The following is a 13,376-nucleotide window of genomic DNA, read 5'->3' on the forward strand; positions in this document are numbered from 1 at the left end:
TTATTTGTATGACAAGTTGTGTGTATAGACTAGAGTGCGCTTAATTGGCCATCAGCTCATCAGATTTAGCGACAAGGAATGAACAATGAATCTCTTTTATGAAGCCGACAATCACCCGTGGGAATACTTAGGTAATGGATTGAAGCGCAAGGTGGTTTCATTAACTAAAGATTTGATGGCCGTTCACCTCAGTTTTGATAAAGGGGCAGTCGGTGCAGTCTACGATCACACGATACAAGAGCAGATTGGGTACGTGGTAAAAGGGAGTTTCGAGGTTGAAGTGGATGGCAATAAGCAAATCCTAAATGCAGGGGATGCATTTATGGCTCATCGACATCTTGAAAAGGGCGCAAAGTCTCTTGAGCACGGCAGTGCATTGTTAGATTTAGTCAATCCACATTAATGGCAGGCTCGAAGCAGTAAAAATCCCACATTGTATTTATCCATTACGATATCCGACGTTCTTCAAACTCGACTTCTCGTCGTAGACGCGTTCAGTATCAATCTTACCAATCGCATATTCACGGTTGGTTTCTATTTCTTTTTTTATCTACCCCACCGTTTTGAACGTTTTAACTGAGAGGCGCTCCACTTAAGGCACAAGCCGCCCCTAAACCATCCTTCGACTTCCTGATATCAAGTAACCAATTTGTATCATTTTATATTCCACATATGTCATATCTTGTCCTTGGTTGGTAGCGCTGGTGAGGTTCATTCAATTCAATCTGAAGATATCGTATTGGGTTTGGATTGGGCTTATTTTGTTAGAGTGAATCATTACTAGAGCTTATATTTGTATGTTTTATCCTGTCTAATTCACATTTTTTAGCTTTCCTTTATCTTTATTGATTTTATCTGCCATCCTTTTAAATAAGGGAGTTTTCGTGAAATTTTCTCTGTTTTTGTTCAATGATCTTTATTTATTTGTATGAATAAATGTTTAGGTTGAGCGTAATATTACCATCGCTTCTGTGACTTATGTTTTAGTTTCGACTTAATCATCGTGGTTATTGTGAGAGAGCTCATTCTATCGGTACGCACTATTTGAAGCTTGGTTTTATTTGTCTAACAATAAGACTTAATCCAATTGCGTAACAAAAGAAGAGAAGGGAATATGAAAAATTCTAAAGTGGCTATTGCAGTGGTTACAACACTATTTGCCGGCATGGCATCGGCCGCGTCAATTGATTACCGTTACGAATATCGTGCTGCTACCGATTACACCTACGAAAAAGATGGAACGAGCGAAACTCGCCATGTCGATGCGCGTCATCAACATCGTGTGAAATTGGGTGATAGCTTTAAGCTTGACGACAAGTGGAAGCACTCATCAAGCTTAGAAATCAAATTCCATACAGACGATTCTTATTACGATGCTGACTCGGGCAGCGTTAAGAATGCCAACAGCAAAAGTTTCTACAACGGTAACTGGTATATCTACAACATGGAGTTAGATAACACTGCTACTTACAAAGTGAACAGCAATTGGTATCTACAAATGGGTATGCCAATCGCATGGGATTGGGATGAGCCAAACTACAACGACGGTGACTGGAAAATGAAAAAGGTCACTTTCAAACCTCAGTTCCGTGTTGGCTACAAAGCGGATATGGGTCTAACCACCGCTATTCGTTACCGTCACGAGTACTCAGATTTCCGTAACCACACTCGTTTTGGTGACACGGACAACGAAACTGGTGAGAAGCTAGAATCTGCTCAGAAATCAAAGATCACTCTAACGGGCTCATACAAGGTTGAATCTTTACCTAAGTTGGGTCTGTCTTACGAAGCTAACTATGTGAAATCTCTAGATAACGTACTTCTATACGACAACGATGATTGGGAATGGGACGCGGGTATCAAGGTGAGCTACAAGTTCGGTTCTTGGAAACCATTTGGCGAACTTTGGTCATCAGATATTAGCTCTCGTTCAAGTGACCGTGAAGCGAAGTACCGCGTGGGTATTGCTTACTCATTCTAATGCGTAAAGAGGCAATCGTTTAAGGTTAGCTCTGCGCGCGGTGGAGCTATGTTTCTCTGTCATATCCTCAATACGGATGAGAAAACCTTTTGTCTAAGAATATATAAAAGTTATAACGAACAAGAGAGTTTATTATGCAGATTTCTAAAGTGGCAACAGCAGTCGCACTGTCTACTGGCTTACTTTTTGGCTGTAATAGCGATGGCTTACCTGTACCAACGGATCCTGTAGCTCCAGCTCCGGATTTAAAAATTACCAGCGGGTATTGGCAACTGGGTACAGCAGCATCAGCGACGAGCTTTTCAACCAGCAGCACAGATCTTCCCAATGTTTACGTATTTAGCGAAGACGGCAATCACAAATATTACGACGATGACGCAACACCTGGTACATACGTGATCAAAGATGCATCAGCATCAACCAATGACTACGATGAAGATGCCGGTACGATTTCATTTATGCTTTACGACAGTGGCACAACAATGAAAGTATCTGGTGAGTTCACGCTAACAGAAGCTTCGGGAGACACACCTGCATCAATGACATTTGTTGATGAAGATAACGGTGTTGACCTATCAGGTTCAGATGAAGTTGATAATGACTCAGTTAAAGATGCGGTTGTTGATGCCAATGAAGATAGCGGGATTAATAATGTCGTTCAAATCTTGGATACAAACTTTGGCGGCGCTAAAAATGACGTCGGTGAGCTGCGTCTGAAACTGTCTGAGTCTGCGACAGTATCTAGCATTGCCTCTGGTAAATTATCAGTAGACCTAATCTACCAAGTCGATGCAGACACGAATGAAGAAGCGAACGACAGTGGTAACAACGCTTACATCTCTTTGTACGGTGCTGGCACTTCAAACACGAACCTACACGGTGAAGTTATCTTCAATGCGGGTGAAATTTTCTACCGTTCAACGGTTGTTAGTGGTGGTAAACCACAAATTTCTGAAGAACCAGTAGGTACTTATGAGCTAGGGGAAGACTTAGCGGTTGAAGTGAGCTGGGCAAATGGTTACTACACGTTCACTATCAATGACACTGTATACGACAACAGTGGTAACGGCTTTGAGTCATTCGATGACTCTGCAGTAACGGTTATTTCATTGAAGTTGGGTGATACATCGAACACCACCCACTATGAACTTATCGCCGATAACTTCATGGTTTACTCGAACGATGAGACTGATAACCAAGTGGTTTTCGAAGATAATTTTGATAGCTACGCAAACGGCGCTGCTCTAGGTGGTTCAGACCCTTACAATAATAACAGTGCGGAAGCGACAGTGGTTACTGAAGGAGAAGACCCAACCGATCCAACAGATCCTGAGCCAGAACCGGGTGAGGTAACGGATGATTTTGATAGCTACACAGCAGGCGCTCGCATTGATGCGGCAAATAGCGCTTACGCTATCAAGGGTGACAAAGACGGCGATGATGAGACAACGATTGTTGCTGAAGTAAGTACTGAACAAGCGAGCTCAGGTGATAACTCACTACTGTTGCATGATAACTCAGGTTTAGGTAAGCCGGTTGTGTCTCGTACCTTTGCTGAAGGTGCAGAGTCCGGTTCAGTTTCAACGAAAGTTTATGTTCCAGCTGACGGCTATGTAAAATCAACGTACCTTTACTTAGGCGATTCAACTTCGGGCTCTTCAAGCAGCCGATTCACAGAGCTGGTATTTGGCAGTTCAGCTGTTAAATTCCGTAATGAAAGTGGAAGCCAAAAAGACCTAGCATCTTATGCTCAAGACGCTTGGGTGGACGTCACAATGGCATGGGAACCAAACTCTGACAGCTCTGGCTATGATGTAACAATCACAGTAGACGGTCAGGAATACACTTCATACGAAGATGGCGGCCAATCTTACTCTCTAGTTGCTGAAAACGCTTCTGAATCTGCACCTACGTTATTTGCTGTTTATGTAGGCGATAACGGTACGAGTGGCACATACAGTTACTTCGACGACTTAGATTCTGAATTATTCTAAATCACTGTTTATTGAGTTTTAAAGAGGCCATTTAGGCCTCTTTTTTTGTTTTTTACCCGCCCATATAACCTAGCTTATGCCTATCTTAAGAGCAAAAACAGAGCACAAAACAAGAAGGTTTGGCCGGTTAATTTGCTTCAATAAGACTCCGATCTCATTTATCTATGATTCGATGGTGATGTATAAGAGCGCGATCTCATTTATGACTTTTTAGGGGTATTTGTATTACTTTATTATGTTTATACTTGTGTCATTAGCGTGAAGGACATAGCTAATACGGTACATGGAACGTGGCTTAGAGCTTAAGTTTCATATCAACAAGGTATCTTGTCCTCGTCTTATAATACAAATAATTCAAACTTAAGCATTAAAGGTGAAAGGTCTAATGAAAAGTATCTATCTAAAAAGCTTGCTTGCATCTTCGATTGTTCTAGCCGTTGGTTGCGCGAGTACTTCAGCACCTGTAGTAGACCAGTTTCCAAACAACAAAGAAACGGGTGAGCCACTTCTAACGCCAGTCGCTGTGACAGCAAGTAGCCACGATGGTAATACACCTAGCCAACTTATTGATGGCAACATTATGACTCGTTGGGCTGCAAACGGTAACGGTGAGCACGCAACGTTGGATTACGGTTCAGTTCACGAGTTTGATGCGGTTCAAGCGTCGTTCAGTAAAGGTAACGAACGCGTGACTTCGTTTGACATTCAAATGAGTGAAGATGGTGAGAACTGGACTACTGTACTTAAAGATCAGAAAAGCTCAGGCCGTGCGATTGGTTTAGAACGTTTCCAGTTCGAGCCAGCGGTAAAAGCGCGTTATGTTCGTTACGTCGGTTACGGTAACACTAAAAACCAATGGAACTCAGTAACAGAGCTTGCGGCTGTAAACTGTGGCATCAACGCATGTCCTTCAAGTCACCTTATTTCAGATGCTGTTGTTGCTGCAGAAGCAGATATGATCGCGCAAATGAAAGCTGAACAGAAAGCACAAAAAGAGTTGCTGAAGAAGAACCGTAAAGGTGATTTCGGTGCGCCACTCGTACGCCCTTGTGAGACAACAGTAGAGTGTGACCTTTCTCAGCCAATGCCGACACCAACGCTGCCTGCAACTTTGCTGGCAACTAATGCACCTGGTGAGAACTTCGACTTAACGCGTTGGAAACTGACAACACCTTATGACCATGATGGTGATGGCCGTGCAGATGACGTTGATGAGTGGGATCTAGCACATGGCTTCCAGAACGAAGACATTTTCTACACTGCAGAAGATGGTGGTATGGTGTTTAAGACTTACGTGAAAGGCTCACGTACTTCTAAGAATACAAAGTACGCTCGTACGGAATTCCGTTCAATGCTGCGCGCTGGTGAGAAGTCACACAAAACTAAAGGTGTGAACCCTAATAACTGGGTATTCAGCTCTGCTCCAATTGAAGATCAGAAAGCTGCTGGTGGTGTAGACGGGACCCTTAAAGCAACACTGAAGATCGACCATGCAACAACAACAGGTCAATCTCATGAGGTCGGTCGTTTCATCATCGGTCAAATCCACGACAAAGATGACGAGCCAATCCGCCTTTACTACCGTAAGCTTCCAAACCAAGCAACGGGTACTGTTTACTTTGCTCACGAAAAAACTAAGACGGGCACAGAAGATTACTACAATCTAGTCGGTGACATGACGGGTGAAATCGGTGAAGACGGTATCGCACTTGGTGAAATGTTCAGCTACGAAATTGATGTGAAGGGTAACATCATGACAGTGACTCTGATGCGTGAAGGCAAAGAAGACGCGGTTCAAGTGGTTGATATGAGCGACAGTGGTTACGACGAAGGTGGTCGTTACATGTACTTCAAAGCTGGCGTATACAACCAGAACATGTACGGTGAACCAGATGACTACGTACAAGCAACTTTCTATGAGCTAGACGCAACATACGGTGAGTTCCAAGGTTAATCCAACTCACGCTCTCTAGTAAAAAACTATCAAGCCAGTAACCTTTGTTACTGGCTTTTTTGTATGCGCATAAAAAAGCCATAGAGTCTTTAACGGAGTCTATGGCTTTGTTTACGGTAGAGTGGGGAGCTAATGTGCCAAGTTCCTCAACGATTATAGAGAGTTACTGCGCGTGTTCAGTAGATAGTTCACTAAAGCTGACATCGAAGATCTCGCCTTGGTATTTATCATCAGGTTTAAATTGAGGGTAGATACCGGCTTTAAAGTAAAACGCGATGTCATCGCTCGCCCAATCACTACTTAGTGTGACGGTGTCACCATTCATGTCAGTGTAGTTAGCTCCCCAGTCAATTTGGTGGGAAACAATATTACTGCCATCAGTGTCTGTGGTTGCGAGGAACAGTCCATCTTGTGTAGCACGGATAATGTAGCGCCATTCTTCATTAGCAGCGTATTGGCCTAAGGTTACGCTAAATGGTTCACAACTCGCGCAGTCTTGGTTATTACGCTCAAAACTGTCATTGAGGATGACTCGGACCGGTCTATCATCACCTTCCCAAAGCAACTTAACCAATGCTTGGCTGATCTTCCAGCCATGAATTTGTCCCAATACCACTTTAGGGCGCTGCTCACTGAGGTCGAGATTTGGATACTCATTGATTTGAAGTTGAGCCTCAAGTGTATGGCTTTTTGCATTGGTACGAAGATCGTTGAGGTACCAACTAGTGTCTTCGTCACTGGTGCTGCAGTCTGGGTTATCTGTGCTAACGTAAAGCTCTCTTAGCTCAGAACGAATGTAATTAGAGTTTGCTGTCGATGTGCCGTAGCCCATGTCAGCCCGAAAGTGCATCTGACCATCAGCCACGTTGAAGTAGGAGATATCGATGTTGCCGTCATAAATGTTGCTGTTGTTCGATAGTACATCTTTGCTTGAGTTACAGCGTTCAGGCTCTAGTTCTGCTGCACTCGTACCACCACTGCCGTACCAATCATCTTTACTTGGCGGGATGGTGATCTTCCAGTCATCAATGTTCCATTTAGCCGAGGTATCGATATTTTCCGTTTCGTAGGTGAGTTGGCTAAACTTCGCTATACCTTCACCGTTTTCAAACTGGTTATAGATACCAGCTTTAAAGAAACTGAGCAGATGCGACCAGTAAGAGATGTCGATATTGGCTTTGGATTCGTCGTTCACTTCGATAGATAAGGTGTTTTCGAATATTGAAATTTCGAAACGGGTAAAGTTATCTAAGTCGGCTTCACCTAGGTCATATCGAGTATAGGAATCGCTGCATCCTGCGGCATTTGCATCTGAACTGCAGTCTAACGCGTTGTTTTTAAGAACGGCCCAGTAGTGGCCCGTTAAGCCGTTTCGCTCTTGCTCCCAAACAATACGAACCAAGGGGTGAGGGATGTAACCTGTTCCATCAGAACTGGTGCCCTTATTGTGTATTTGCAGAAAAGTGACTTCATCATGATCAGCGGGTGAGTTGGCCATAGCGAGGTCAATCTCGGGTAGCTTAACTTCTGCGTAGAAAGTGCGCTTAACGCCGTTTTCGCTAACATCAAAATTCTCGAGTTCGCGTACCTCTGAACGCATCTTGTAGTTTGACATTTTAAAGACGAGATACTCAGTGTCTTCCTCAGCGTAGAAGTAGTCACTTTGATAGTCGTCGAATGCTCCGTTTTTGACCTCAGAAGCCTTATTACCTTCACTGCCATCGGGATCTGAGACTTGCAGATCTGAGTTATCTAAGATGCTCTGATATCTAGCAATGCTGTAGGGTGCGACAGTTTCAGTGGGATCGGTTGGTTGGTTTGGGTCGTCGGGCTCACTCGGAGATGAAGAGGAAGAGCCGCCACCACAGCCCGCAAGTAGTACGGTTATGACCGCGGCGGTGATTGGTTTTAATTTCATCATACTGGTTATTCTTATTATGGAAAAACCTAATAATCACATTTGTATTATTTTAACTCAAATGAGTGGTTTTGATTTTGTGACTCAATGTGAGTCTAATTTCGTCACTGACCGCTTACTTTGGTTAAATTGCGGACGAACAGTCAGATATCGATGATTAGTTGCCTTTTCATAAGCTTATTAAAGAGATATGCCGGAGCGATTTTGATAGATTAAGAACATTCGATCCCCGTAGCGAGACACCATGAAAATTCTTCACACGTCAGATTGGCATCTTGGCCAAAATTTCTATAACAAGAGTCGTAAAAACGAACACCAACAGTTTTTAGATTGGCTACTTCAACAAGTCGTTGAGCAGAGCATTGATGCCATTATCGTTGCGGGCGATATTTTCGATACCAGCACACCACCAAGCTATGCACGTGAGATGTACAACAAGTTCGTCGTAGATTGCAGCAAGTTGAATTGCCAACTGGTGCTGCTTGGCGGGAACCATGACTCTGTGTCAGTACTCAAAGAGACACAGCAACTACTCAAATACATGGGAACCGATGTGATTCCCAACACCAATGACGACTACCCAACGCAAGTGCTTCCATTGAAAGGTAAGTCTGGAGAGGTTGAAGCCTTGGTGTGCGCGATTCCATTTATCCGTCCACGTGACGTACTGACTAGCCAAGCTGGTGTTTCTGGTGTCGAGAGACAGAAACAGCTGGGTGACGCAATTAAACAGCACTATGCAAATGTTTATCAAGCGGCCGTTTCGAAGCGTGAAAATTACGAGAATGCGAGCGAAATTCCTATTGTTGCAACGGGGCACTTAACCGCTATGGGTGTGCAACAGTCTGACTCAGTTCGTGACATCTATGTTGGTAATTTAGATGGTTTTGCCGCAGATGGCTTTCCACCAGCCGATTACATCGCACTGGGCCATATCCATCGACCACAAATCGTGGCGAAGCAAGATCATATCCGTTACTGCGGCTCTCCAATTCCACTCAGCTTTGATGAACTCAAATCAACCAAACAGGTATGTATTGTTGAGTTCGAACAAGGTAAACGTGCGATTTCTCAATTGAATGTTCCAACCTTTCAGCCACTTGCTGAGATTAAAGGCGACCTTGAAAGCATTGAGACACAGTTAAACCAATATATTGGTCTCGATGGCGATCAGAGTGTATGGCTGTCGATAGAAGTACAAACGCAGGATTACCTATCTGATCTTCAAGAACGTATTTCACGTCTGACGCAAGAGCTCAATGTAGAGGTACTGCAATTGCGACGAGCTCGAGAGAAGCGTAACCAGACTTTGAATCAAGAATCGGCAGAAACACTATCAGAACTTAGCCCAATGGACGTGTTTGAAAAACGTATCGCACTGGAAGAGTTTGAAAGTGAATCAGAAAAAGCGCGTCTAGAGCGCATGACCGTGACGTTCAGACAAGTGATGACAGAAGTGAATGACGGAGAGAGTGAGTAAACCGCTATGAAAATCTTATCGCTAGAATTTGAGAACTTAAACTCACTCAAAGGCCGTTGGAAGCTGGATTTCACACAATCTCCGTTTGCTGAAAACGGATTGTTTGCCATTACCGGGCCAACGGGCGCGGGCAAAACCACCATTTTGGATGCGATCTGTTTGGCCTTGTTCCATCGAACGCCTCGTCTAAAGAGCATCGCGAAAGGCAACAACGAAATCATGACTCGTGGCACGGGCGAGTGTTTTGCCGAGATTGAGTTTGAAGTGAAGGGGAAAACTTACCGTTCCAACTTCCATCAGAAACGAGCTCGCAATAAACATGATGGCGCACTCCAAACACCCACTTGCGAGTTTGCTGACGCGGACACTAATAAGGTATTAGAAACTCAGCTCAGTAAGAAGATCAAACTGGTTGAGTCAACGACAGGTCTCGATTTTTCTCGTTTCACCAAGTCTATTTTGCTTTCTCAAGGAGAGTTTGCGGCGTTCTTAAATGCCAATGCGAATGATCGCGCTGAATTGCTAGAAGAGCTGACGGGTACTGAAATCTACAGCCTGATCTCAGAGCGTATCTATGAGCACTACAAATCCAGTGAAGAAGGGTTAAACCAGCTTAAAGCGAAAGCTGAAGGTGTAAACCTGTTAACCGCTGAACAAGTTGAAGAACTCTCTCAAAACAAAGCGAGTTTAGAAATCGCATTAAAACAGTTCGACCAAGAGCTTAAAGGTTGGTCAGAACATTTGGCTTGGTGGCGAGAACTCAACAAAGCCAAGCTATCACTTGAAAGCAGTGAAAGTGAGCTGAAATCTGCTCAACTGGAGATGGAAGCCAATAGTCAACAGCTGGATCAGTTAGCGAAAAGTGAACCCGCAGAAAAGTTGCGTCCGGTGCATAAAGATCTTCATCGCGTGCAGCATGAGGTGGCGTCATTAAATACTCAACTGGAAGATGCGAATAAACAGCTTGAAGCTGGCAATAAAGAGAAGTTTCAAACAGAAACAGCACTTAATGCGCAAACAGAAGCCACAAATCAACTCCGCAAAGAACAAACTGAGCTTGTGGCGACTATCGAAAAAGTGCGTCCACTTGATCAGAAAGTTGCTTTGCTCAATGAAAAACTGGCAACGCAGAAGCAATCCCAATCACTGCTTAAAACGGAACAAGAGACAAAGCAGTCTTTGATTCTAAACGTGGAAAAGTCGCTTGAAGAGTTGAAAGTCCAAGAGAAAACGCTGGCTGAGTACTTATCGACTAACGAAAGCAGCAAATCTCTCGACCGCTATTTAGGCCAGTGGCAAACCAATGTTGCTCAGATCCGAACACTTGAACAGCAGCAAACCGAACAGCAAAAGCGAGTAGAGCGTCTTGCTAATGAAATCAGCGCTCAAGAGCAGCAAGCTAAGCAATTAACTCAGGACCAACAGAAGAACACTCAAGAGTTGTCAACGCTAACGACGGCTGAGCAAGCGGCTAAAGCGTTATGGGAGCAATCTCAGCAGGTACACAGCGAAGAGCAGTTAAATGGCTTGAAACACGTGTTAGAAGCGTGGAACCGACAAACTCATGCATTAACGGATGTTCAACGTCGATACTTATTGGCGACCGAACAAGCACAAGTTAAGCGTATCGAGTTGGAGCGTAAGACATCTGAGAGCACAGAGCTGACAAAGCAACGTGAAGTCTTGGTTGAGCGTTATAAAGAGAAAGAGCAGTCGCTTGAGCGCTTGAAGACCTTGATTGCTCAAGAAGGTGAACTCGCTAAGTATCGTGCAATGTTAGAGCCTGGTTCTGAATGTCCATTGTGTGGCTCAACGGATCACTCGGTTGAACAGTCTCAAGATGTGAACGCGTTGCTTCAGCAGCAAACCCAAGAATCAGAGGCTTTGGCGCTGGTTAAAAAAGAGGGACAGGATCTTCGTCAGAAACTGGATTCGCTCGGCCCAATCTTGAGTCACCTTGAAGGTGAAATTAAGAACTTAATAAGAGATGCTGAGCAAGCTAAGCAGTCGTGGGCTCTGTTGGTAGAGAAGTTCACTCAAACGAGTGCAAGTAGTTCATATGCGAATGCACAATTAGCTAACAGCGCACCATTGATGGAGTGGGTTGTTACGCAAGAGCAGATTGCAGATAAAGATGCAGTCGCAATGTTTGTTGAACGTTGTGAGCATGAACTGAATAAAGTCACTCAACTTCAACAGCAACAAATGCAAGCTAAAGCAGATTACCAATCGGCAGAGAAGCAGCGTATTAATCTTGAGCTTGCGTTGAAAGATGCGCTTAACAAGGTAGAAGCATTATCAGTGCGTGTTGCAGACTTGAAGAAACAGCGTGCCGATGCCGAAGAGCAAACTGCTCAATTGAAACTAACTCAGTCATCACAATGGCAGAGCTTACAACAAAGCATTACTGAGACTGGAAACAGCGCACCCGAACTAAAGAGCATTGATCAATGGCTTGAAGTTAAGAGTGCGGCATCGCAAGAGTGGCAAGCAAACTCCGAACAGAAAGCCGAACTGGATAAAACGCTGATCGCTCAACAAGAGAAACATCAGTCTCTGGCAGCTTCCTTAGGTGAACAGAGCAATAAGCTAGCACAGCTTGAGAAAGATCTTATGACGACCTCGGGTGATCTTGCTAAGGTCCAGCAGGAGCGTCAGGCATTGTTTGGCGATAAGCAGATTCATCAGCAAGAGCAGTTGATGAACGCTCGAATGGAAGAAGCCACAAAAGAGCTTGAGACTCTGAAAGCGGCATTCAACCGTTGTGAGCTGACACTGCGTGAGTGGCAAACCAAGCAATTTGCGTTTTCGAAAGAGCTTACTGCGAAACAGAGTGAGTTCACTAAAGTTAATGAATCATGGACCCAAGCGCTAGCAGCAAGTCCTTTTGAGTCCGAAACCGAGTTTGAACAAGCCTTACTAGATGAACAGCTTCGAGCTGATCTTGTTGCTCTTAAACAGAGGCTGGATAACGCGATTGTGAGTAGTTCGGCCAAACTCAAAGCCGCCAAGCAAAATGTTGATGATCTGCTCGAACACGCTAATGCAACTAAATGGCAAGAGGTTGAAATTGAGCAAGTGGAGCAACAAGCCTCCAGTTGCCAGCAACAGCAGCAATCGACAGCGAGCCAAATCGGTGCGATTAACGCAAACCTAGAGATGGACAAGAAGAATCGCGAGAATCAACAACACTTGTTCAAAGAGATTGATGAGAAACAGCAAGCGTTTGATGATATCTCGCAATTGAACTCATTGATTGGTTCAAAGAATGGCGACAAGTTTAGAAAGTTTGCACAGGGGTTAACCCTAGAGAACCTTGTTTACCTTGCCAACAAGCAGTTGCAGCGCCTGCATGGCCGTTATGAATTAAAACGCAAAGCGGAAGATGGACTAGAGCTGCAAGTGCTGGATACGTGGCAGGGCGATGTGGTTCGTGATACCAAAACGCTCTCAGGTGGTGAAAGCTTCTTAGTGAGTCTTGCTTTGGCATTAGCGCTGTCTGACTTGGTGAGCCACAAAACCAGTATTGATTCGCTGTTCCTTGATGAAGGCTTTGGTACTCTGGACAGTGACACGTTAGATATTGCGCTCAATGCGCTCGATAACTTGAATGCATCTGGTAAGATGATCGGTGTGATCAGTCACGTCGAGGCGTTAAAAGAGCGAGTACCCGTCCAGCTTAAAATCACTAAGCATTCGGGCTTGGGTGTTAGTGAGATGAGTAAAGAGTTTAAGGTCGCGTAGATAGTGATAGTTAGTAACTCGTAAATAACAGCGAGTACAAAGGGGCAGTGAATCCGCCCCTTTTCAGTTGTTTTCTTTGTTATTTCAACAGTATTTCAAACCCTTAGCGACTGTTGAACGTATAGCTTCTAACAACCTCAAGTTAGAGAAATACGATGCGAAAGAAACGCGATCTTCCCACTAAACTCTGTCCAGTGTGTTTGCGCCCATTTACGTGGCGCAAGAAGTGGGAAAAATGTTGGGACGAAGTGCAATATTGCTCAGAACGTTGCCGCCGAAACAAAGGCAGCATCCACAAGCTGTAA

The 13,376-nt window shown here is 44.3% G+C and carries 8 protein-coding genes; 7 read left to right on the forward strand and 1 reads right to left on the reverse strand.

The window, feature by feature from the left end; translation table 11 throughout:
* The first annotated feature begins 85 nt into the window (after window positions 1–85).
* From VFDL14_RS0122865 to VFDL14_RS21435, 4 genes are all read left to right on the forward strand, one after another.
* Complete coding sequence (locus VFDL14_RS0122865; RefSeq protein WP_032548921.1) at window positions 86–403, forward strand: cupin domain-containing protein; 318 nt, start codon at window positions 86–88, stop codon at window positions 401–403.
* Window positions 404–1,114: 711 nt separating this feature from the next.
* The gene (locus tag VFDL14_RS21445; protein ID WP_032548923.1) at window positions 1,115–1,981 is read left to right on the forward strand and encodes an oligogalacturonate-specific porin KdgM family protein; all 867 of its coding nucleotides are present in this window, start codon (window positions 1,115–1,117) and stop codon (window positions 1,979–1,981) included.
* A gap of 134 nt (window positions 1,982–2,115) precedes the next feature.
* Window positions 2,116–3,975: a hypothetical protein gene (locus VFDL14_RS21440; protein ID WP_032548925.1), complete on the forward strand. Its 1,860-nt coding sequence runs from the start codon at window positions 2,116–2,118 to the stop codon at window positions 3,973–3,975.
* A 385-nt stretch (window positions 3,976–4,360) separates the two neighbouring features.
* Entirely contained in the window at window positions 4,361–5,929 is a 1,569-nt protein-coding gene (locus tag VFDL14_RS21435) for a polysaccharide lyase family 7 protein (protein ID WP_032548927.1), read from the forward strand.
* A 163-nt stretch (window positions 5,930–6,092) separates the two neighbouring features.
* Here the strand turns inward: VFDL14_RS21435 and VFDL14_RS21430 are convergent, their stop codons facing one another.
* Window positions 6,093–7,847, reverse strand: a complete 1,755-nt coding sequence (locus tag VFDL14_RS21430; protein WP_152549204.1) for a polysaccharide lyase family 7 protein — start codon at window positions 7,845–7,847, stop codon at window positions 6,093–6,095.
* 244 nt (window positions 7,848–8,091) lie between these two features.
* Between VFDL14_RS21430 and sbcD the strand changes: the two genes are divergently transcribed.
* From sbcD to VFDL14_RS23775, 3 genes are all read left to right on the forward strand, one after another.
* The gene (sbcD, locus tag VFDL14_RS21425) at window positions 8,092–9,327 is read left to right on the forward strand and encodes an exonuclease subunit SbcD (RefSeq protein WP_032548933.1); all 1,236 of its coding nucleotides are present in this window, start codon (window positions 8,092–8,094) and stop codon (window positions 9,325–9,327) included.
* A 6-nt stretch (window positions 9,328–9,333) separates the two neighbouring features.
* Window positions 9,334–13,071, forward strand: a complete 3,738-nt coding sequence (locus VFDL14_RS21420) for an AAA family ATPase (RefSeq protein WP_032548935.1) — start codon at window positions 9,334–9,336, stop codon at window positions 13,069–13,071.
* 155 nt (window positions 13,072–13,226) lie between these two features.
* Window positions 13,227–13,376, forward strand: a complete 150-nt coding sequence (locus VFDL14_RS23775; protein WP_084181781.1) for a DUF2256 domain-containing protein — start codon at window positions 13,227–13,229, stop codon at window positions 13,374–13,376.

This window comes from Vibrio fortis (assembly GCF_000695685.1).
GTDB lineage: Bacteria > Pseudomonadota > Gammaproteobacteria > Enterobacterales > Vibrionaceae > Vibrio > Vibrio fortis_A.

Excerpts from the sequence above, each read along its gene's own strand:
- VFDL14_RS23775 (WP_084181781.1), top strand. The coding sequence starts at position 13,227 with ATGCGAAAGAAACGCGATCTTCCCACTAAACTCTGTCCAGTGTGTTTG.
- VFDL14_RS21445 (WP_032548923.1), top strand. The coding sequence starts at position 1,115 with ATGAAAAATTCTAAAGTGGCTATTGCAGTGGTTACAACACTATTTGCC.
- VFDL14_RS21435 (WP_032548927.1), top strand. The coding sequence starts at position 4,361 with ATGAAAAGTATCTATCTAAAAAGCTTGCTTGCATCTTCGATTGTTCTA.
- VFDL14_RS0122865 (WP_032548921.1), top strand. The coding sequence starts at position 86 with ATGAATCTCTTTTATGAAGCCGACAATCACCCGTGGGAATACTTAGGT.
- VFDL14_RS21420 (WP_032548935.1), top strand. The coding sequence starts at position 9,334 with ATGAAAATCTTATCGCTAGAATTTGAGAACTTAAACTCACTCAAAGGC.
- sbcD (WP_032548933.1), top strand. The coding sequence starts at position 8,092 with ATGAAAATTCTTCACACGTCAGATTGGCATCTTGGCCAAAATTTCTAT.
- VFDL14_RS21430 (WP_152549204.1), bottom strand. The coding sequence starts at position 7,847 with ATGAAATTAAAACCAATCACCGCCGCGGTCATAACCGTACTACTTGCG.
- VFDL14_RS21440 (WP_032548925.1), top strand. The coding sequence starts at position 2,116 with ATGCAGATTTCTAAAGTGGCAACAGCAGTCGCACTGTCTACTGGCTTA.